17 protein-coding genes are annotated in these 20,115 nt (G+C 63.9%); 9 read left to right on the top strand and 8 right to left on the bottom strand.

From position 1 onward, the window contains the following. The first annotated feature begins 206 nt into the window (after positions 1-206). Both V8Z78_RS13040 and V8Z78_RS13045 read left to right on the top strand, forming a co-directional pair. Positions 207-1,190, top strand: a complete 984-nt coding sequence (locus V8Z78_RS13040; RefSeq protein ID WP_046460897.1) for a proteasome-type protease — start codon at positions 207-209, stop codon at positions 1,188-1,190. A gap of 57 nt (positions 1,191-1,247) precedes the next feature. Beyond that, positions 1,248-2,123 (top strand): alpha/beta hydrolase, encoded by an 876-nt coding sequence (locus V8Z78_RS13045; protein ID WP_349731519.1) that lies wholly within the window; start codon positions 1,248-1,250, stop codon positions 2,121-2,123. Between the two features lie 135 nt (positions 2,124-2,258). Here the strand turns inward: V8Z78_RS13045 and V8Z78_RS13050 are convergent, their stop codons facing one another. Then, the gene (locus V8Z78_RS13050; RefSeq protein ID WP_003069230.1) at positions 2,259-3,083 is read right to left on the bottom strand and encodes an undecaprenyl-diphosphate phosphatase; all 825 of its coding nucleotides are present in this window, start codon (positions 3,081-3,083) and stop codon (positions 2,259-2,261) included. Positions 3,084-3,298: 215 nt separating this feature from the next. Here V8Z78_RS13050 and V8Z78_RS13055 point away from each other — a divergent pair, with 215 nt between their 5' ends. Next, positions 3,299-3,577, top strand: coding sequence for a PsiF family protein (locus V8Z78_RS13055; protein ID WP_003052901.1), 279 nt, complete (start codon positions 3,299-3,301; stop codon positions 3,575-3,577). Between the two features lie 63 nt (positions 3,578-3,640). On the opposite strand, the gene V8Z78_RS13060 is transcribed toward V8Z78_RS13055, so the two are convergent. Then, the gene (locus V8Z78_RS13060; protein WP_279088003.1) at positions 3,641-4,900 is read right to left on the bottom strand and encodes a PepSY-associated TM helix domain-containing protein; all 1,260 of its coding nucleotides are present in this window, start codon (positions 4,898-4,900) and stop codon (positions 3,641-3,643) included. A gap of 12 nt (positions 4,901-4,912) precedes the next feature. Next, complete coding sequence (locus V8Z78_RS13065; RefSeq protein ID WP_280008833.1) at positions 4,913-7,084, bottom strand: TonB-dependent receptor; 2,172 nt, start codon at positions 7,082-7,084, stop codon at positions 4,913-4,915. A 283-nt stretch (positions 7,085-7,367) separates the two neighbouring features. Between V8Z78_RS13065 and V8Z78_RS13070 the strand changes: the two genes are divergently transcribed. Genes V8Z78_RS13070 through V8Z78_RS13085 form a run of 4 tightly spaced genes read left to right on the top strand, consistent with a single transcriptional unit; the run spans position 7,368 to position 9,997 of the window. After that, positions 7,368-7,772, top strand: coding sequence for a DUF2306 domain-containing protein (locus tag V8Z78_RS13070; RefSeq protein WP_003069222.1), 405 nt, complete (start codon positions 7,368-7,370; stop codon positions 7,770-7,772). A gap of 36 nt (positions 7,773-7,808) precedes the next feature. Beyond that, a complete protein-coding gene (locus V8Z78_RS13075) occupies positions 7,809-8,093 on the top strand; it encodes a 2TM domain-containing protein (protein WP_054075180.1) in 285 nt (94 codons plus the stop codon). Between the two features lie 24 nt (positions 8,094-8,117). Then, the gene (locus V8Z78_RS13080; RefSeq protein WP_280008832.1) at positions 8,118-9,185 is read left to right on the top strand and encodes a sensor histidine kinase; all 1,068 of its coding nucleotides are present in this window, start codon (positions 8,118-8,120) and stop codon (positions 9,183-9,185) included. Further along, positions 9,182-9,997, top strand: a complete 816-nt coding sequence (locus V8Z78_RS13085) for a LytR/AlgR family response regulator transcription factor (RefSeq protein WP_349731520.1) — start codon at positions 9,182-9,184, stop codon at positions 9,995-9,997. Before V8Z78_RS13080 ends, V8Z78_RS13085 begins: the two co-directional genes overlap by 4 nt. Here the strand turns inward: V8Z78_RS13085 and V8Z78_RS13090 are convergent. After that, positions 9,984-10,655, bottom strand: a complete 672-nt coding sequence (locus V8Z78_RS13090) for an ABC transporter ATP-binding protein (RefSeq protein WP_349731521.1) — start codon at positions 10,653-10,655, stop codon at positions 9,984-9,986. The genes V8Z78_RS13085 and V8Z78_RS13090 overlap by 14 nt on opposite strands. Positions 10,656-10,770: 115 nt before the next feature. Between V8Z78_RS13090 and V8Z78_RS13095 the strand changes: the two genes are divergently transcribed. Continuing rightward, on the top strand, positions 10,771-11,136 hold the full coding sequence (locus V8Z78_RS13095; RefSeq protein ID WP_349731522.1) for a hypothetical protein: 366 nt from the start codon (positions 10,771-10,773) through the stop codon (positions 11,134-11,136). A gap of 85 nt (positions 11,137-11,221) precedes the next feature. After that, positions 11,222-11,740, top strand: coding sequence for an SRPBCC family protein (locus tag V8Z78_RS13100; RefSeq protein ID WP_003069209.1), 519 nt, complete (start codon positions 11,222-11,224; stop codon positions 11,738-11,740). Positions 11,741-11,755: 15 nt separating this feature from the next. Here the strand turns inward: V8Z78_RS13100 and V8Z78_RS13105 are convergent, their stop codons facing one another. The 4 genes from V8Z78_RS13105 to V8Z78_RS13120 form a co-directional block, all read right to left on the bottom strand. Continuing rightward, positions 11,756-12,079 (bottom strand): hypothetical protein, encoded by a 324-nt coding sequence (locus tag V8Z78_RS13105; RefSeq protein WP_046460906.1) that lies wholly within the window; start codon positions 12,077-12,079, stop codon positions 11,756-11,758. A 63-nt stretch (positions 12,080-12,142) separates the two neighbouring features. Beyond that, positions 12,143-13,714 carry an efflux transporter outer membrane subunit gene (locus V8Z78_RS13110; RefSeq protein WP_502878846.1) on the bottom strand — a complete coding sequence of 524 codons (1,572 nt, stop codon included), beginning with the start codon at positions 13,712-13,714 and terminating at the stop codon, positions 12,143-12,145. 6 nt (positions 13,715-13,720) lie between these two features. Continuing rightward, complete coding sequence (locus V8Z78_RS13115; protein ID WP_349731524.1) at positions 13,721-16,894, bottom strand: efflux RND transporter permease subunit; 3,174 nt, start codon at positions 16,892-16,894, stop codon at positions 13,721-13,723. Beyond that, positions 16,891-20,091, bottom strand: coding sequence for an MdtB/MuxB family multidrug efflux RND transporter permease subunit (locus V8Z78_RS13120; RefSeq protein ID WP_046460908.1), 3,201 nt, complete (start codon positions 20,089-20,091; stop codon positions 16,891-16,893). Before V8Z78_RS13120 ends, V8Z78_RS13115 begins: the two co-directional genes overlap by 4 nt. Positions 20,092-20,115: the final 24 nt, after the last annotated feature.

Raw genomic sequence — 20,115 nt, forward strand, 5'->3', positions numbered from 1 at the left:
AGGCGCTGCATCTCAGGGACTTCCTCAGCCCGTTCTCACACCCAGGCATAGGCGCGGCACCGGCAGCAGTTACAGAGCCATAACCGGCATTATTAAAACCCTTCTAGAATCGCGTAGCAGCCTGTGTTTGAAGCTATACATTTAGAAGCACTCAGCGCTTGCTGCGCCTGACATTCATACGTTTTTCATTATTGCCTCTATCACCCATGACATACTGCGTCGCCCTCAAGCTCAACGCCGGCCTGGTGTTTCTGTCCGACTCCCGCACCAATGCCGGACTCGACCAGATCAGCACCTTCCGCAAGGTCATGCTGTACGAGCAACCGGGCGAGCGCTTCATGGTGCTGCAATCGGCCGGCAATCTGTCCATCACCCAGTCGGTGCGCGAGCTGCTGGAGAGCTTTCAGCTGCACGACACGACCACAGACGAGATGCTGACCATCTGGAATGTGCGCAGCATGTTCGATGCCGCGCGCGTGTTGGGTGCGGCCGTGCGCCATGTGCATGAGCGCGAAGCCACGGCCCTGCAGCGCGCCGGGGTGGACTTCAATGTCTCCATGATTTTCGGCGGCCAGATCCAGGGCGAGCGCATGCGCCTGTTCCAGGTCTATTCGGCGGGCAACTTCATCGAGGCCACGGGCGAGACGCCCTACTTCCAGATCGGCGAATCCAAGTACGGCAAGCCCGTGCTGGACCGCGTCATCACCTCCGAGACCCCGCTGGACGAGGCCGCCAAGTGCGCTCTGGTGTCCATGGACAGCACGCTCAAGTCCAACCTCTCGGTAGGCCTGCCGCTGGATCTGATCGTCTACGAGAACAACCGCTTCGCCACGGACCGCATTGTCTGCCTGGATGCCGACAACCCCTATCTGCGCATGCTGCACGACAGCTGGGGCGAGCGCCTGCGCCATGTCTTCGACAGCATCGACGATCCGGCCTGGGACGGCGGCCAGACCGACACGCCGATTCGCATTCACAGCCCGCGTGCGCACCCGCTGGTCAAGGTCGGAGCACCGGCCGCCTCGCGCTCGGCCCATGGACTGGGTGCGGGCAACTGCCCGCCCGCCGCGCTGCGCCAGCCCGTGGTGCCGGCTCAGGCGGGCCTGAGCATGGCCGATGAATACCAGCGCCTGCAGACGGCAGAGGAGCAGGCACGCATGCAAAGACAGGCAGGCCTTTCAAGGCGCTAAACTGATCGACGCTCCGACGCCCCTTTGGGGGCGTTTTTCATATCCAGCCCGCCTCTCATGTCCCAGCCCACTGCAACAACCGGCAAGCCCAACACCCTGCCCGTGGTCTTCGCGCACGCCAACAGCTTTCCCATCGGAACCTATCGCCTGTTGTTTTCTCTGCTGCGCCAGCGCGGCATCGAAGCCGGCGGCGTGCAGCGCTTCGGCCATGATCCCAAGCGCCCCGTCACCAACCACTGGCCGCATCTGGTGGACGAGCTGATCGAATACATAGAGCAGCAGGTCGAGCGGCACGGCCAGCCGGTCTATCTGGTGGGCCACTCGCTGGGCGGCATTCTGAGTTTTCAGGCCGCCTCCAAACGCCCCGATCTGGCGCGCGGCGTGCTGCTCATCGACTCGCCCCTGCTGGGCGGCTGGAAGGCGAACGCCGTGGGCCTGGCCAAGCAAACGCAGATCGTGGCCTCGGTCTCTCCCGGCAAGATCAGCCAGCGCCGGCGCACCACCTGGGCCAGCAACGAAGAGGCGCTGGAGTATTTCCGTGGCAAGAAGGCGTTTACCCAGTGGCACCCGCAGGTGCTGCAGGACTATGTGCAGCACGGCCTGGAGGACGACCAGGGCAAGCGCAGCCTGCTGTTCAGGCGCGAGGTGGAAACCGCCATCTACAACACCCTGCCCAGCAATCTCAACAACCAGCTCCGGCGTCACCCCGTGCGCTGCCCCGTGGCCTTCATCGGCGGTCGTTCATCGGTGGAGATGCGCCAGGTGGGCATGGAGATGACGCAGCGCATCACGCGCGGGCGCATCACCATGCTGGACGGCGGCCATCTGTTTCCCATGGAGCGGCCCGAGGCCACTGCCGCCGCCATCGAGGCTTCGCTGCTCAATATGGAGCAGACTATTTTGCAGAAATCTGCTGGCAGTACTCACAAATAAGTAGCTTCTTGCGCTTTTCAGCTAACGATTTCAGCATCAAAACAACCTGTAATTCAATCAGAACAAGCGCTGCAAGCTATTAAAAAAGCCGCTTGCTATCACGCAAGCGGCTTTTTTGTGGGCAGCACCAAACGCTCAATGGTGCCAGTCCACGATGCCGGTATAGGCCGTCACCAGCACGATGATGCCGAAAACGATGCGGTACCAGGCAAACGGCACAAAGCTGTTGGTGGAGATAAAGCGCAGCAGCCAGCGCACGCACAGCCAGGCGCTGATGAAGGAAAAGATCAGACCCACGGCAAACAGCGGCACATCCGCCATGGACAGCAGCGCACGCTCCTTGTAGAGGCTGTAGACGCCCGCACCGATCAGCGTGGGCATGGCCAGGAAGAACGAGAAGTCCGTGGCCGCCTTGCGCGACAGGCCCATGAGCATGCCGCCGATGATGGTGGAGCCGCTGCGGCTGGTGCCGGGCACCAGGGCAAAGCACTGCACCAGGCCGACCTTGAGCGCATCGAGAGCGGTCATATCGTCCACCGACTGCACGCGGGTGGCGGCGGCGGGGCGGTTCTCGGCCCAGAGAATCACGAAACCGCCGAGGATGAAGGTGGTCGCCACGATGACCGGCGTGAACAGATGCTCCTGCACGTATTTGCCGAACAGCAGCGCCAGCACCACGGCGGGCAGGAAGCCGATGATGACGTTGAGCGCAAACTTCTGCGCCTGGCGGCTGCTGGGCAGCTCCACCAGCGTGTCCCGGATCTTCTGCCAGTACACCAGCATCACGGCAAAGATGGCTCCGGTCTGGATCGCGATCTCAAACACCTTGGCCTTGCCGCCGACAAAACCCATCAGCGAACCCGCCAGGATCAGGTGGCCGGTGGAGGAAATCGGCAAGAACTCGGTCAGCCCTTCCACAATGCCCATGATGGCGGCCTTGACCAGCAATAAAGTATCCACGCGAATCGTCCTTTGGATGCAGGGTTGAAGCAAAGCCGCCCATTATCCGCTCGCCATTTTCCCGTTCGCGCTCACAAGACCTTTTCCGGCCGCCTATCGACAGACAATCGCAAACTTTTACAAGACACGGTCGGCGCTTCTGGGCAAAGTCACGCGCTTGTGCTGCAATAGCTGCGCGCCGGTTGTCGGCGTTTTTTTTCAAAAATCACACCATCATGAAAAAATTTGTGGTCCTGGCTGTTGTCTCCCTGGCCTGCAGCATGAGCATGGCTGCCGGCGACAAACCCAAAACCGCCCAGCAGCAGCTCATGGGCACCTGCAACACCGAAGCCACGGGCAAGAAGGGCGATGAACGCAAGGAGTTCATGAAGTCCTGCCTGTCCGACGGCAAAAAGCGTCAGCAGGAACGCATGAAGAGCTGCAATGCCGATGCCGCCGGCAAAAAGGGCGACGAGCGCAAGGCCTTCATGAGCGAGTGCCTGAAGAAGGACTGAGCGGCTTTGCCGCTTCCGCGCAGCGCGCAATGCACAAAGCCACCGCAAGGTGGCTTTGTGGCTTCAGGCTGAAGCAGCTGCCAGGGCGGTTCGCCGGGCGCGGCGTTTTCTCCACCAGATGATGACCCCGGTGATGGACAGCATGGCCACCATCACGCCGACCAACGATATCAGCACACGTCCGAAGGTGCCCAGGATGCGACCGCTGTGCAGCGGCAGCTGCAGCTGCACGAAGACATCGGCTCCCGTGCCGTGCCAGGGACGATAGCTGCCCAGCACCTCACCGCTTTCCGAGCTCACATAGACATTGGACAGCCCCATGCCCATGGCCCCGGTTTCGTCATCGGGATCGAAGAAGGACACGTTGTAGAACGGGAAATCACCGCCATACCAGATGCCGCCGGCCTCGGTCTTGATGCCCAGCTGCACCGCTTCCTGGCGCGCGATCTCGATGGCCGTGGAAAAGCCGATCTTAGGCTCGATAAAGCTGCCCAAAGGTGCCGGCTTGAGCGTCTCGTAGGGGCCGGGCGTGGTGATCGAGACCTTGCTCATCACGGGGTAGAACACCTCGCGATAGAGATTGATCGAGAACGAGGTAAAGGCCACGATGACGATTACCCCCCAGATCCACAGCGCACCCGCGCGGTGCAGATCGAAATTGAGCTTGTAGGTACCGGCGCCCCAGCGTATGCGCCAGGACGGCATCCAGCGCGCCCACCAGGATTTGCCGCCAGCCTTGGCGGGGGCATCCTGCGCCCCGGCCACAGCCGCCTTCTTCTTCACCGGCAGGGTCAGCACCAGTGCCCAGAAGCTGTCGGCCAGCCACAGCAGCGCGAGACCGCCCATGAACCAATAGCCCCAGCGGTTGCTGCCCGCAAACGTGGGACTGAGCAGACTTTCATGCAGATGGCGCAGCCAGGGCATGAGATTGCGCCAGCTCAGGGCCAGGCTCTTGGAGTCGCGGTGGCCGGTGATGGCACCCGTCACCGGGTCCACGAACACCGTGTTGTAGCCCAGCACATGGGGCTTGCCCGTTGCCTGGTCCACCAGCGGGCGCACCAGAAAGGAAGCCGCCTCGCCCTCGCGCAGGCCCAGGCTCATATAGGAGATCTCGACGCGCGCATCGGCTGTCTGCACGGCCTGGGCCAGTTGCAGCGGCGTCTGCAGCGGGCCGCGTCCCTGCGTGTGCAGCATGTCGGCGTTGAGCCAGTCGTCGATTTCATGATCCCACGAGAGCACGGCTCCCGTGAGCCCGGTCATGACCAGGAAAGCCGCGAGAAACAGGCCGACCCAGCGATGAACCACAGTCCACAGAGCGCGCATATCCGCTCTGCCTCAGAAGTTGACCGTGGCGCTGACCGACAGGGTGCGCGGAGCCGACTGCACCAGATAGTTGGCCCCTGGATAGCCGCCCACCGAAGCCCAGTAGTTCTTGTCGAACACATTGTCCAGACGGGCCCGCAGCGTCAACATGCGGTCATTGCCCAGATCGACCAGGTAGCGCACACCGATGTCGGTGCGCGTCCAGCTGGCGACTTTCAGGGTGTTCGCGGCATTGGCGTACTGGCTTGAGGTATGCGTCACACGCGCATTAAGTGCCAGACCGGATACCCCAGGCACGTCCCAATCCACACCCAGCGTGGCCTGCGTCTTGGGCACGCCGATAGCATAGCGGTCGACCTGGGAGGCGTCGGCCGCCTGCTTGATCTTGGCCTGGGTCAGCGTCAGGCCACCCAGCACGCGCAACCCCTTGGCGGCTTCGCCGAAGACCGTGAATTCCATGCCCTGGTTGCGCTGCTTGCCGTACTGGCCGTACATCTGGTTGACCACATAGCTGCTGGGCACATCGGTGGTGTACAGGGCCGCCGTCGCGCCCAGCGTGCCGCGCTGCCATTTGACGCCCAGCTCTTTTTGCTTGGACTTATATGGCGAGAACACCTGACCGGCATTCAGTACAGGCAGGCTATTGGCCGTGGCGGGTGCCACGGCGCCCTTGGTCAGGGCCTCGATGTAGTTGACGTAAACGGAGACATCGTCGGTGGCCTTGAACACCACGCCCAGAGCGGGCGTAGTGGCGGATTTGCGGTAGCTATCGGTCTGCAGGCCGGTGTTGTAGTCGTAGCTGCTCTGGTCTATGCGCTGACGACGCAGTCCCAGGGTCACCTGCAGGCGGTCTTCGTACATCGACAGTGTGTCGCTCAGTGCCAGACTGTCGAAGCGGGTTTCGCCCACCTTGTAAGGATTGGCCATGGAGCCACCGAAGAAGGTGTTCTGCGGCATGAGGCTGGCATAGGGGTTGTAGAGGTTGTTGCTCACGCCCGAAGCCATGGCCCAGGCACCTGTCTCCGAGGCGGAATAGGTGCTGGCCGAGGCCACCAGTTCATGACCAACGCTACCTGTCTGCAGACGGGTGCGAATGCCGGCCTCTGCCGTGCCCACGCGGTCCTTGCGCAGGTTGTCGAAACGCGTGCCCGTGGTATCGCCCTGAGCATTGAGCACGGTCACATTGCTATTGATGTTGTCTTCCTTGCTGCGGCGTAGACCACCGGCAGCCCAGGCTGTGGTCGTGGGGTTGATGTCCCACTCTCCGCGCAGGGTGGCGAAAACGTCACGTTCGGTGGAGAAGGCCCAATTCTGAGCGTAATTAGTCTTGTTGTCCGGCACGACGGGGATAAAGTCAGACGGCGTGACGCTGGGTCGCCCACCGCGATAGCTGTTGCGCTGATAGCCCACATCGGCCGACAGACGCACGTCGCGGCTGCGCCAGTCCAGGCCCAGACCCAAAGCGGTCAATGTACGGTCCTCGCCCTTGACGCCTGTACCGCCGTCGCGGCGCACGGCATTCAGGCGTACGCCCGTGCTCTGGTCCGGGCCGAAACGGCGCGACAGATCTGCAGAGGCATAAGCCTGACCGCCCGTTTGTATTCCCGTGCTCACCTGGGTCAGTGGCTCGTTGCCTGCGCGCTTGGGCAACAGGCTGATCACGCCCCCCACGCCGCTGCCGCCGGGAGCCGCACCGTTGAGGAAGGCATTCGCACCGCGCAGCACCTCCACACGCTCGAAGAATTCAGATGCCACATACTGGCGCGGCAGCAAGCCATAAAGGCCGTTGTAGGCAATGTCGTCGGAATAGACCGGCATGCCTCGCAGCATGTACAGCTCCTGGAAGTTGCCATAGCCGCGCGCCTGCCGCACCGACGGATCGCTCAGTAGCACATCACCCACACTCTTGGACTGAGTGTCTTCGATTAGCTGACTGGTATAGGCCGTCGACGAAAACGAGGACTCCTTCCAGTCCCGCGTTCCCAGAATGCCGTTGCGTGCTCCGGTAGCTACCTGCCCACCCGCAAAAGACTTGGCCAGACCCTGGGCCGAAGCATCGGCGCTGGCCTCCACGGTCACGGTCTGCAGGGCAGCTTCTGATTCAGTGCTGGAAGTCTGGGCAAAAACACTCTGCTGGCTGCACAGTGCGAGGGTAGCCAGGGAAATCGGTCGCAGCAGGAACATTATTGATGTTATTGAGAATGATTTTCAGAATCGTTAATTTTAATAATCAATCTCCTTTGCCGATGCCTAACACCCTGAAATCTCAACGGGATCCAGGGCAGGCCGCAAATCCTGAAGCTGCTGCGTGATATGTGTGCGCGCACAAACAAGCACAAGCAGAACCAATACACCACTCACACCTGCCGAGGTGCAACTGACTCCCTTGTCTGCTCACTTCGTCGCAAAGCGCTGGCCGGCAGCAGGCCCGGCTTGCACAGTCATGTGCAAGCACCAGGAGCCAGCCATGCAACTCACGCCATTGATTGCCTTTCACATGAGTTCCGCCATCGCGGCCACTCTGACCGGAGCCATTGCACTCTGGGCCAGGCGCCATGCCGGCCCGCTGCCCTGGCTGCACAGAATCGCAGGCCGTGGCTTTGTGCTGCTCATGCTGGCCACCGCCATCTCCGCCTTGTTCATACGCGACTTCAAGCTGCCCAACTGGGCAGGCTTCACGCCCATCCATCTGCTGATCCCCGTGACGCTGGGTGGCCTCGCACTGTCCTTCTGGCATCTGGCGCATCGGCGCATCGCCCAGCACCGCAGCGTCATGCGCAAGCTGTACTTCGGCAGCTGCGTCCTCGCAGGGCTGTTCACGCTGCTTCCGGGCCGCCTGCTCGGCAATCTGCTGTGGCAGCGATTGGCCTGATCCCCGCCCTCATCCCACGCTCGACAAGGAAAAAACATGAACCCGATCTCTGAAGACGCTCTGCGCCAGCAGGCACGCCGCCGCGCCGGCATGAAGCTAGGCTGGTATATCCATGCTGCGGTCTATGCCGCGGTGAATCTGGGCCTGATGGCCCTGGCTTTGAGCCAGGGACGGCACTGGGCCATCTACCCGGCTCTGGGCTGGGGTCTGGGCCTGCTGATTCATGGCGCAGTAGTCTGGCTGCTGGCACCCGGCAGTCCGCTCTTTCAACAACTGCTGGAGCACGAGCTGAAAACGCTGCAGCGCAGCGAAAAGCGCTAGATGCCGGACCGCCCATCACCTACCATGCCCGTCATGTCCATGTTTGCGCCCACGCCCCTGCTTCGTCACGCCGGCATCACCGTGGCTGCCTGTCTGCTGATCGCTGCTGCCTTGACCGCTCTCGGCCAGGGCCTGTGGGATGTCAATCTCGCCTATTCGCTGGCCATAGGCCTGATCAGCTGGCTGAGCATCGATCTGCTCAGGCTGCGCTGGCGCGAGTCCGACGACATTCCCTGGCCACGCGGCATGCGCGGCATGGCCGTGGTACCGCTGGGAATTGCAGCAGGCCTGATTCTGGGCAATCCACTCGGTAGTCTCTATGTTCAGCAGTTCCATCCCGAGCTGTCGGCCACAGCCCGTCCCTCGCTATGGCTGCCGCTTGCCATCACCATGGCGACCAGCATGGCCATGTCCTGGGGCTTTTATGTGGTGGGCAAGTCGCGCCATCTGCAAATGCAGGCAGAGCAGGCCCAGCGCCAGGCCGCCGAAGCCCGGCTCAGCCTGCTGCAGGCGCAGCTGGAGCCGCATATGCTGTTCAACACCCTGGCCAATCTTCGCGTGCTGATCGCCACCGATGCGCCACGCGCCGAGCAGATGCTCGATCATCTGATTGCCTACCTGCGTGCCACGCTGGCCGGTTCACGCCACGGCACCCACAGTCTTGCCTGCGAATTTGCCTTGCTGGCCGACTATCTGGCCCTGATGCAGATCCGCATGGGCGAGCGGCTCAGCTATGGCCTGCATCTGCCCGCTGAACTGGCCGAGCTGCACGTGCCAACCCTGCTGCTGCAGCCGCTGGTGGAGAACAGCATTCGCCATGGACTGGAGCCCCAACTGGCCGGCGGCCACATTGCCGTTCACGCAAGCATGCTGGATGACAGCCGCCTTCTGCTCAGCGTGCATGACAATGGCCTGGGCCTGCCCATGCTGCCTGGCCAGCCGCCTTCCGGCTCCGGATCCGGCTTTGGCCTGCAGCAGATTCGCGAACGCCTGGCCAGCCGCTACGGCAGCGCTGCCCGCTTCGATCTGACAGCAGACAGCGCAGGCGGAACCAGGGCCTGCATCGTATTACCCCTGAAGTCCCAGCCATGAACACCAGTCCGCCGCGCGCCCTGATTGCCGAAGACGAACCGCTGCTGGCCCTGGCATTGCAGCAGTTGCTGGGCCAGCTCTGGCCCCAGTTGCAGATCGAGGCCAGGGTGGCCGACGGCATCAGCGCCGTGCAGCAGGCGCTGACCCTGCTGCCCGATCTGCTGTTCCTGGACATTCGCATGCCCGGCCAGACGGGGCTGGAAGCCGCCGCCGAAATCGCCGATGCCTGGCCCGAAGAGCAGGCGCTGCCGGCGATTGTCTTTGTCACCGCCTACGACCAGTACGCCCTGGCGGCCTTCGAGGCCTGCGCCATGGACTATGTGCTCAAGCCGGTGCAGGCGGCGCGCCTTGGCCAGACCGTGCAGCGCCTGCAGCAGTGGTGGCAGCAGCGCCAGCCGGTACAGGGCACGGACCTTGCCGTGCACAATCACCGTCAGCTCGAACAGTTGCTCGGGCTGCAGCAGCAACTGCTGGGGCAGGTCCCCACCGCGCTGCAGATCATTCAGGCCAGCGTCGGCAACCAGATCCATATGGTGAGGGTGCAGGACATCGTCTACCTCGAAGCCGCCGACAAATATCTGCGCGTGCTGACGGCCGCTCAGGAGTATCTGATCCGTACCCCGCTCAAGGATTTGCTGCCGCAGCTCGACGCGCGCGAGTTCTGGCAAATCCATCGCGGCACCGTGGTGCGGGCGCAAGCCATTGCCTGCGCCCAGCGTGACGAGTCCGGGCGCCTGAGCCTGCTGCTGCGCGAGCGTCCCGAAAAGCTGGCCGTCAGCCGTCTCTACGCAGCACGGTTCAAGGCGATGTAGCCAGCTCCATCACATCCTCCCAGTCCACACCCTGCATGGCATCCCAATGCGCCACGATGACGCTGCGGGGTCGCACCGGATTCTTGAGCTCGGCTGCCATGGCCGCCAGCGCATGCTGCACATAACGCTCGGACGGCTTGTCCAGCGCCGCCAGCGGCTCGTCGATCAGTACCAGCTCGGCGGCGCTGGCCCAGCCAGCGGCCATCCACAGCTTGCGCTGCGTGCCCGATGACAGGGCCAGCAGCGGCTTGTGCAGATGCGACTCCAGCCCGAAGCCCTGCACATGCTGCTCGAACTGCTGCTGCGACCAATGCGGATACAGCGTGCGCTGCAAAGCCACCCAGCTCTCGGCCGGCATCTGGCTATAGACATCGTTGAGCGGCTGGCGTGGGTCCTGCCAGAAGCAGGAGCTTGCAGCCAGGCGGCCGTTGTCGGCGAACGGATAGTGCAGCAAGCCCATGCGCAGCGGCAGTTGCCCGGCCAATGCCTTGAGCCAGCTGGTCTTGCCCGTGCCCTCGTCGCCTTGCAGCAGGCACAGTCCGGCATGCCAGCAATGCGAGGCCTCATGGGCCACGGTTCGGCCCGGGTAGCCAAAACTCACCTGCAGAGCCTGCACCATGCACAGCGACTCGCAGCCTTCATCAAGTTCAGAATTCATAGCTGACAACGCCTTGTATATATGTCCACGGCTGATTGTGGCCAAAGAACCCACGGCCATGCGCACAGCAAGGCACAGGCACAATGGCGTCCCCCTCAACAGCGCGCAATATGCCATGGCTCTGGATTATCTGGAATTCGATTACAGCGAAGATGAAGAAGGCACTGGCACCTGGGACGCCATGGCCAGCGTCAAGGCCGAGCGCATGCCGGCTTTGGCCGGCGAAATCGAAGCCCTGCTGCGCTGGGCCAGCCAGAAGTTTGCGGGCCGCCAGGGTGCCCTGGAAGACGGCAATGACTGGGACTATGACCTGCAGGCGCAGGACGATGACGGCCTGCCCCTGAGCGCCCGCTTCGACAGGGCAGCAGGCAAGCTGGAGCTGCAGGCCTCCGCCACGGGCCGCACCACGGTCAGCCTTTGCCTTTCCGGCTCCACGCAGTTCGGCGATGCACTGCGCCAGGCCTTTGATCTCGAAGCCTGACATCCGGGCCTGCAGTCACGGCGCTTGAAGTCAGGTGCGCGCTGTGCACAATGGATGGCTCCAAGCGATCTGCAAAGGCATGTCCATGACCGAGCGACTCTCTGCCCCGTTTGTCATCGAGCAATTCATCAAGGCTCCGCGCGAGCTGGTCTACGCGGCCTTCACGCAAGGCGAGCACCTGAGCCACTGGATGCGCCCGCCGGGCATGGTGATGACGCAATGCGAAGTGGATGCACGCGAAGGCGGCAGCTTTCATTACGGCATGCGCGCCGAGGCCATGCCCCAGGCGCCCGCCATGTGGGGCAAATGGAGCTTCAGGGAGCTGAAAGCGCCCGAGCGCATCGTCGTCGTGGTGCAGTTCAGCGATGCCGCCGGCGGCGTCACGCGCCACCCGATGGCCCCGCAATGGCCGCTCTATACCCTGTCGACCACCACGCTCAGCGAGGAATCCGGCGGCACGCGCCTGCATCTGGAATGGCGTGCCCTTAACGCCAGTGCCGTGGAAGAAGCGGTGTTCGACAGCTCGCACGCCAGCATGAACATGGGCTGGAGCGGCAGCATGCAGTTGCTGGCCGGCTATCTGGCCAGGATACAGGCGGCCTAGTCAGCCGTTTCCGGCCTAGCGATCCATATCCTGGCGCTGCCTGGGTGGCTCGGCCGCATTTCTGCGACTGGCTCCGGCACGCCCGGCCTTGCTCCACTGATAGTCCACTCCATCGGGCGTCTTGCCATCCTCGACCGCAGACACGCCCACAGGCCCGACCATATCGCGCAACTCCGACGAAATCACCACATGGGCATGGCGCTCGTCCTTGCGCAGTTGCTGGCACAGGGCCAGCGCCTCGCTCATCTGCGCATCGGAGAAGGCCCGGCATTGCGGCTGCCAAACCGGTGTCTGGCCCTCTGACTCGGAATTGCGCAGGTAGAAAACAGCAATGCTCATGGTTTGATCTTCACAACAACAGAGCCACGGTTGTAACCCAGACCACAAGCCTGCACGGCGCGCTCACTCTTTGCGCTGGCCCGCATCCAGCGGCTCCCAGCGCCCTGCCACATTCTTGAGCAAGGTGTTCACGGCCGTCAGCCTGCGGTTTCTGACGCTGTTGAGGCTGTTCTGGGCGCCGAGCACCGTCGTCTGAGCCGAGAGCACGTTCAGATAGGCCACGATGCCGGCCTGGTACTGGTTGTTGGCCACGGTCAGCGACTTCTGCGCTGCGGCCAGGGCCTCGGTCTGCACCTGCTCCTCCTGGGCCAGATTGACGGCGGCGACCAGATTGTCCTCCACCTCCTGCAGCGCCGTCAGCACGGTCTGCTTGTAGGTGGCGGCATTCAGGTCCAGCGTGGCACGGGCCGACTCCACGGCCGCCGAACGCGCGCCGCCGTCAAACAGACTCATGGCCAGCGCCGGTCCCAGCGACCAGAACAGATTCGGCGCATTGAGCAGATCGGAGAGCACGGAGTTGCGATAGCCGGCCGATGCCGACAGGGTCAGCGAGGGGAAATAGGCCGCACGCGCCACGCCGATCTGCGCATTGGCCATGGCCACGCGGCGCTCGGCAGCTGCAATGTCGGGACGCCTCTCCAGCAAGGTGGAGGCCAGCATCTCGGGCACGGCAGGCGGCGTCGGCAGGTGGCCAGTGACCGGCAGGCTGAAGTTGGCCGGAGCCTTGCCCAGCAAGGCCGCCAGTGCATGCTCGTACTGGGCGCGCGTGATGCGGGCTTCCAGCAGACTGGCCTGGGTACTCTTGTACTGGGACTGGGCCTGGGCCACATCGGCCGAAGACACCACGCCCGCCTGGTAGCGATTCTGCGTGAGCTTCAGACTTTGCTCGTAGGCCTCCAGGCTCTCCTGCAGATACTTCATCTGCGCCTCGGCGGCACGCAGCGAGAAATAGGTCTGGGCCACCGATGCCTGGGCCGACAGACGGGCCGCAGCCAGATCGTCGGCACTGGCCTGGGCCGAAGCGCGGCTGGCATCCACCGCGCCAGAAAGCTTGCCCCAGAGATCCAGCTCCCAGCTGGCGCTCAGGCCCAGCGAGAAGTTGTTGTTGATGCTGCCGCTGCGCGCCACGTTCTCGCCGTTGGTATTGCTGTACGTGCCGCCACCGGTCAAGGCACGCGAGCCGCTGCCCGTGGTGCTGAGCGTGGGCAATTGCGCGGCGCGGCTGCTGGCGACTGCCGCCTGGGCCGAGCGCAGACGGGCCACGGCCTGCTCCACGCCGGGATTGCCTGCGGCTGCCGCCTGCTGCAGCTGATCGAGCGTGCTGTCGCCATACACCGTCCACCACTGGTCGGGCACTGTGGCGGCCGGGCTGGCCGCCGAGCTCTGCGCCGGTTGCCAGACGCCGAACTGTGCAGCCTCGGGCGTGGCTTCCTTGAAGCGGGCCGGCACATCGAGCCGGGGAGGCTGATAGGCGGGCTGGGTGGAACAGGCCGCCAGCGCCAGCGCCGCAGCAAGCGGCAGCAGACGCGGCATCCAGCGGGGCAGCGACCGGGGAGAATTCTTCATAAAAGTGAGCTGCTTGCGCTTATCCTGATTGGATTTGAAGCCGATTTGATTCAAAAAATGTGCTGGCATAACATCTCACTTCGCCTCAGCCATGGCAGAGGCCTGAGCGCCGCGCCTTCTGGCCGGACGGCGCGCCCAGAGGCGCAGCACGCTGCGGCGCACACGGTCCAGCAGCACATAGACCACGGGCGTGGTGTAGAGCGTGAGCAACTGGCTCAGCAGCAGGCCGCCCACGATCGCAATGCCCAGGGGCTGGCGCAGCTCGGCACCGTCGCCCCGGCCCAGGGCCAGGGGCAGCGCGCCGAACAGGGCCGCCATGGTGGTCATCAGTATGGGGCGCAGGCGCAGATGGCAGGCCCGATAGATAGCCTGGGCCGCCGTGGCATGACCGCCTTTCTCGCGTTCCAGCGCGAAGTCGATCATCATGATGGCGTTCTTCTTGACCAGTCCGATCAGCAGGATCACACCGATGAAGGCGATCAGCGAAAACTCGGTCTTGAACCACATCAGCGCCAGGAGCGCCCCCACACCGGCCGAGGGCAAGGTGGACAGAATCGTCAGCGGATGGACCAGGTTCTCGTAGAGTATGCCCAGCACCAGATAGATGGTGATGATGGCCGCGAGGATCAGCAGGGGCTGGCCCGCCAGCGCCTGCTGGAAGGCCCCGGCCGAGCCGCTGAAGCTGCCGCGAATGGATACCGGAACGCCCAGCTCCAGCATGGCATTGCGGATCGCGTCATTGGCCTGCGACAGCGAGACATTGGGCGCCAGGTTGTAGCTCACGGTGCTGGCGGGCGTGCCGCTCTGGTGCGGCACGGACAGCGGCGTGGTCGAGGTGGTGATCTTGGCAAAGGCCGTCAGCGGAATCTGCTGGCCCGCGCTGTTGACGAAGAAGAAGCCGCGCAGCGTCTCAGGGCTCTGTAGATACTGGGACGAGGCCGTCATCACCACGCGGTACTGGTTGAGCGGGTTGTAGATCACGCCCACCTGGCGCTGGCCGAAGGCATCGTTGAGCGTGTTGTCGATCTGCGCCACTGTCAGGCCCAGGCGCGTGGCCTGGTCGCGGTCTATGACCAGCTTGGTCTGCATGCCGTTGTCCTGGACATCGCTGTTGACATCGGTCAGTTCCGGCAGGGTGGACAGCACCTGGCGGATGCGCGGCTCCCAAAGGCGCAGCTCGGCCGTATCGTCGGCCTGCAGCGTGTACTGATAGGAGGACATGCTCTGGCGCCCGCCGATGCGCACATCGCTCTGGGTCATCATGAACAGCCGCGCGCCAGGTTCGTCCTTGAGCTTTTCACGCAGGCGGTTGATGACCTCGTCGCTAGACACCTTGCGCTCGGCCATGGGCTTGAGCGACATGAACATATTCGCCGCATTGGCCTGCCCGCCGCCGGTGAAGCCGGTCACATACTCCACGGCCGGGTCTTGTTGCACCACATCGAGAAAACGCTTGATGCGGCGCTCCATAGCCTGAAAGGACGTGGACTGATCGGCACGGATGAAGCCCATGACGCGACCCGTGTCCTCGCTGGGCATGAAGCCCTTGTCTATGGTCTGGTAGAGATGGATGTTGAGGCCTATGACCGCGACCAGACTCAGCAGCACCACAGGCTGGTGGCGCAGTCCCCAAGCCAGGGTGCGGCGGTAAAGCGCCGTCACGCGCAGCTCGAAGCGATCCATGGCCTGCGAGATGCGCAGCCAGAACGCATCCCAGCGGCGTGTGAAGGGGCGCCTGGCGCGTTCGGCACGGCGGCGCTCCTCCTCTGCCGGTGTGCGCAGCAGAGCCGCACACATCATGGGCGTGGTGGTCAGCGAGATGATCATGGAGACCAGAATCGCCGCCGACATGACCACGGCAAACTCACGGAAGAACCGCCCCACGATGCCGGCCATGAACAGAATGGGCACGAACACCGCAATCAGCGACAGGCTCATGGAGACCACGGTGAAACCGATCTCGCGCGCGCCTTCGATGGCAGCCTGCATCGCGGTCTTGCCGCGCTCCATGTGGCGCATCACGTTCTCCAGCACCACGATGGCATCGTCCACCACAAAGCCTGCGGCTACCGTCAGCGCCATCAGCGAGAGGTTGTCCAGCGTGTAGCCGCACAGATACATGACGCCGAAGGTGCCCATCAGCGAGGCAGGCACGGCCACGGCCGGAATCAGCGTGGCACGCAGGCGGCGCAGAAAGACGAACACCACCATGATGACCAGCGCTATCGAGATCAGCAGCGCGTTCTGCACCTCCTTGACCGAGGCGCGCAGCGTGGGCGTGCGGTCCGAGATCACCGTGACATCGATGGCCGGATTGATGGAAGCCCTGAGCTGGGGCAGCATGGCGCGCACCTTGTCCACGGCCTGCAGGATGTTGGCGTCGGGCTGCTTGAACACCTGCAGCAGCACGGCAGGCTTGCCGTTCATCACGCCGTAGTTGCGTATGTCCTGCACGGAGTCGGTGACATCGGCCACATCGGACAGCCGCACGGCATTGCCGTTGTTCCAGCGCAGCACCAGGGGCGCGTATTCGGCGGCAGTGCGTGCCTGGTCGTTGGTGGCCACCTGCCAGTAGTGGTCTTCGCGCTCCACGGCGCCCAGGGGGCGGTTGGCATTGGTGGCGGTGATGGCCGTGCGCACGGAATCCAGAGATACGCCATTGGCGGCCAGCCGCACCGGGTCCAGCTCCACGCGCACGGCCGGCAGCGCGCCGCCGTTGATCGATGCCTGGCCCACGCCTTCCACCTGGGCCAGCTTCTGCGCCAGCACCGTGGAGGCCGCGTCATACATCTGGCCTCGTGTGAGGGACTGGGATGTCAGCGCCAGAATCATGATGGGCGCGTCGGCCGGGTTGACCTTGCGATAGGTCGGGTTGCCCGGCATGCCCGAAGGCAGCAGCGTGCGCGCCGCATTGATGGCGGCCTGCACGTCGTGGGCAGCGCTGTCCACCGTGCGCGTCAGATCGAACTGCAGCGTGATGCGCGTGCTGCCCATGCTGGAGCTGGACGTCATCTCGTTGACGCCCGCAATCGCGCCCAGGGCGCGCTCCAGCGGAGTGGCCACGGTGGCCGCCATGGTGTCCGGCGCCGCGCCGGGCAGGCTGGCGGTCACCGAAATCGTCGGATAGTCCACCTGCGGCAGCGGCGCCACCGGCAGCTGGAAATAGGCCACGCCGCCCACCAGAGCCATGCCTATGGTCAGCAGCAGGGTCGCAATGGGCCGGAAGATGAAGGGCGTGGAGATGCTCATGGACGCGCCCCGTCCCGGCCGCCATCGCCTGCCTCGCCCATGACCTCGGCTTCGGAATGCGGCACATGCTTGACGGCCGGCAGGCCGCGCCTGGTGCGCCAGCCCTCGGCCCAGTTTTCAAAAGTCAGATAGATCACCGGCGTGGTGAACAGGGTCAGCAGCTGGCTCAGCAGCAGACCGCCCACCAGGGTCACGCCCAGCGGCTGGCGCAGCTCGCTGCCCACGCCCGTTCCCAGCATCATGGGCAGCGCACTCAGCAAGGCTGCCAGCGTTGTCATGAGAATCGGTCGGAAACGCAGCAGACAGGCCTGGTAGATCGCGTCGCGTGCATTCATGCCCTCCTCGCGCTGGGCGTCCAGCGCGAAGTCGATCATCATGATGGCATTCTTCTTGACGATGCCGATCAGCAAGATGATGCCGATGATGGCGATGATGTCCAGATCCAGCCCAGACACCAGCAGCGCCAGCAGCGCCCCCACACCCGCCGACGGCAGGGTGGAGAGAATCGTGATCGGGTGAATCGTGCTCTCGTAGAGCACGCCCAGCACGATGTACATGGTGATGATGGCGGCCAGCACCAGCAGCAGGGTGTTGGAGAGCGAGGCCTGGAAAGCCAGCGCCGCGCCCTGGAACTGCGTGTCCACCGACAGCGGGATCTGCCCCTCGTCGCGCAACTGCGCAATGATGGCCTGGGACGCCTCCACCGCATGGCCCAGCGACACGCCGGAGGCGGTGTTGAACGAAATGGTGGCCGCCGGCAACTGCCCCACATGGTTGACGGCCAGCGCCATCGGGCGCTCGCTCACCGTGGCAATCGATGACAGCGGCACCGGTGCACCGTTGCTCGATGCGGCATAGATGTTCTGCAGGGCCTCGGGCCCGATCTTGAACTGCGGCGCCACCTCCAGCACCACGCGGTACTGGTTGGACTGCGTGAAGATGGTGGAGATCAGACGCTGGCCGAAAGCGTTGTAGAGCGCCGAGTCCACCGACGAGACCGTCACGCCCAGGCGGCTGGCCTGGGCCCGGTCGATCTGCACATAGGCCTGACGGCCCTGGTTCTGCAGATCGCTGCTCACATCGAGCAGCTGGGGCAGTTGCTGCAGACGCTCGACCAACATCCTGGTGCTGGCCGTGAGCTGGTTCATGTCCGGCGAGGAAAGCAGCAACTGATACTGGGTGCGAGCCTGGCGATCCTCTATGGTCAGGTCCTGCACGGGCTGGGCATAGAGGCGGATGCCGGGCACGGCGCGGGAGTCCTCGGCCAGGCGGTTGAGCACCACCGGCAGACGGTCGCGCTGGGCATGGGGCTTGAGGTCGATCTGGATGCGGCCGGTATTGAGCGTGGTGTTGGTGCCATCCACACCGATAAACGAGGAGATGGATGCCACGGCCGGGTCCTTGAGCAAATGCTCGGCCAGCGCCTGCTGGCGCTCGGCCATGGCGGCAAAGGAGATGGACTGGTCGGCCTCGGTGGTCGCGGCAATCGTGCCCGTATCCTGCTCGGGGAAAAAGCCCTTGGGCACGACGAAATACAGCAGCACCGTGACCACCAGCGTGGCGATGAACACCAGCCAGGTCAGCTTGCTGTGATCCAGCACCCAGGTCAGCATGCGGCCGTATTCGGCAATCACCTTGTCGAAAAAGCGCGCGACCGCAGCTCCGAAGCCCTTGGACTCGGCCTTTTTCTTCTCGCCCTCGGGTTGGTGGCGCAGCAGGCGCGCGCACAGCATGGGGGTGAGCGTGAGCGAAACCACGGCCGAGATCAGAATCGCCACCGTCATGGTGATCGCGAATTCGTGGAACAGACGGCCCACTACATCCCCCATGAACAGCAGCGGAATCAGCACCGCGACCAGGGAGATGGTCAGCGAGATGATGGTAAAGCCGATCTGCTTGGCACCCTTGAGCGCGGCCTGCATGGGCGGCTCTCCCTTTTCCACATAGCGGGCGATGTTCTCGATCATCACGATGGCATCGTCCACCACAAAGCCCGTGGCAATGGTCAGGGCCATCAGCGTGAGGTTGTTGATGGAAAAGCCCGCCAGATACATGACGCCGAAAGTGCCTACCAGCGACAGCGGCACCGCCACGCTGGGAATCAGCGTGGCCGATGCGCTGCGCAGGAACAGGAAGATCACCATCACCACCAGGGCGATGGCCAGGGCCAGTTCGAACTGCATGTCCTTGACCGAGGCGCGAATGGTCACGGTGCGGTCGGTCAGCACCTGCACGTCGATAGAGGCCGGCAGCGTCTCCTTGAGCTGGGGCAGCAGGTTCTTGATGGCATCGACGGTGTCGATCACGTTCGCGCCGGGCTGGCGGCGGATATTGAGGATCACGGCCGACTTGGAGCCAGTCTCGGGCGTGCCCGACCAGGCTGCCAGACGCGTGTTCTCGGCGTCGTCCACGGTCTGCGCCACATCGGACAGGCGCACGGGGTTGCCGTTCTTGAAGGCGATGATCAGGTTGCGGTACTCGGCCGCCGACTGCATCTGGTCGTTGGCATCGATGGTCGATGCGCGGTTGGGGCCATCAAAGCTGCCCTTGGCGGTCTTGACGTTGGCCGCAGAGATGGCGGTGCGCACATCGTCCAGCGTCATGCCGAAGCTGGCCAGCGCTGCGGGGTTGGCCTGGATGCGCACGGCCGGGCGGCGCGCGCCGGCAATGGCCACCAGGCCCACGCCCTTGACCTGGGAGAGCTTGGGCGCAAGGCGGTTCTCCACCAGATCGTTGATCTTGATGACGGGCAGCGAAGGCGAGCTGATGGCCAGTGTCAGCACCGGCGCATCGGCCGGGTTGACCTTGCTGTAGAGCGGGGGCATGGGCAGGTCGCTGGGCAGCAGATTGGTGCCCGCGTTGATGGCGGCCTGCACCTGCTGCTCGGCCACGTCCATGGACATATCGAGCGCAAAGCGCAGGCTGATCACCGATGCGCCGCCCGAACTGGTCGAGGACATCTGGTCCAGCCCTGGCATCTGGCCGAACTGGCGCTCCAGCGGTGCCGTGACGTTGGAGGTCATCACATCGGGGCTGGCCCCGGGGTAGAGCGTGGTGACCTGTATGGTGGGGTAGTCCACCTCGGGCAGGGCCGAGATGGGCAGCAGGCGGTAGGCAAGAATGCCCGAGATCAGCACCGCCACCATCAGCAAGCTGGTGGCGATGGGCCGAAGAATGAAGAGGCGCGAGAGATTCATGATGGCCGCAGGCTCTGGCTATGC

The sequence above is a fragment of the Comamonas sp. wu1-DMT genome (genome assembly GCF_040187805.1).
GTDB lineage: Bacteria > Pseudomonadota > Gammaproteobacteria > Burkholderiales > Burkholderiaceae_C > Comamonas > Comamonas thiooxydans.

What these genes read in the sequence shown, in the direction of transcription:
- V8Z78_RS13040 (WP_046460897.1), top strand. Translation starts at nt 207, where the DNA reads ATGACATACTGCGTCGCCCTCAAGCTCAACGCCGGCCTGGTGTTTCTG.
- V8Z78_RS13045 (WP_349731519.1), top strand. Translation starts at nt 1,248, where the DNA reads ATGTCCCAGCCCACTGCAACAACCGGCAAGCCCAACACCCTGCCCGTG.
- V8Z78_RS13055 (WP_003052901.1), top strand. Translation starts at nt 3,299, where the DNA reads ATGAAAAAATTTGTGGTCCTGGCTGTTGTCTCCCTGGCCTGCAGCATG.
- V8Z78_RS13060 (WP_279088003.1), bottom strand. Translation starts at nt 4,900, where the DNA reads ATGCGCGCTCTGTGGACTGTGGTTCATCGCTGGGTCGGCCTGTTTCTC.
- V8Z78_RS13065 (WP_280008833.1), bottom strand. Translation starts at nt 7,084, where the DNA reads ATGTTCCTGCTGCGACCGATTTCCCTGGCTACCCTCGCACTGTGCAGC.
- V8Z78_RS13070 (WP_003069222.1), top strand. Translation starts at nt 7,368, where the DNA reads ATGCAACTCACGCCATTGATTGCCTTTCACATGAGTTCCGCCATCGCG.
- V8Z78_RS13075 (WP_054075180.1), top strand. Translation starts at nt 7,809, where the DNA reads ATGAACCCGATCTCTGAAGACGCTCTGCGCCAGCAGGCACGCCGCCGC.
- V8Z78_RS13080 (WP_280008832.1), top strand. Translation starts at nt 8,118, where the DNA reads ATGCCCGTCATGTCCATGTTTGCGCCCACGCCCCTGCTTCGTCACGCC.
- V8Z78_RS13085 (WP_349731520.1), top strand. Translation starts at nt 9,182, where the DNA reads ATGAACACCAGTCCGCCGCGCGCCCTGATTGCCGAAGACGAACCGCTG.
- V8Z78_RS13090 (WP_349731521.1), bottom strand. Translation starts at nt 10,655, where the DNA reads ATGAATTCTGAACTTGATGAAGGCTGCGAGTCGCTGTGCATGGTGCAG.
- V8Z78_RS13095 (WP_349731522.1), top strand. Translation starts at nt 10,771, where the DNA reads ATGGCTCTGGATTATCTGGAATTCGATTACAGCGAAGATGAAGAAGGC.
- V8Z78_RS13100 (WP_003069209.1), top strand. Translation starts at nt 11,222, where the DNA reads ATGACCGAGCGACTCTCTGCCCCGTTTGTCATCGAGCAATTCATCAAG.
- V8Z78_RS13105 (WP_046460906.1), bottom strand. Translation starts at nt 12,079, where the DNA reads ATGAGCATTGCTGTTTTCTACCTGCGCAATTCCGAGTCAGAGGGCCAG.
- V8Z78_RS13110 (WP_502878846.1), bottom strand. Translation starts at nt 13,714, where the DNA reads ATGCCAGCACATTTTTTGAATCAAATCGGCTTCAAATCCAATCAGGAT.
- V8Z78_RS13115 (WP_349731524.1), bottom strand. Translation starts at nt 16,894, where the DNA reads ATGAGCATCTCCACGCCCTTCATCTTCCGGCCCATTGCGACCCTGCTG.
- V8Z78_RS13120 (WP_046460908.1), bottom strand. Translation starts at nt 20,091, where the DNA reads ATGAATCTCTCGCGCCTCTTCATTCTTCGGCCCATCGCCACCAGCTTG.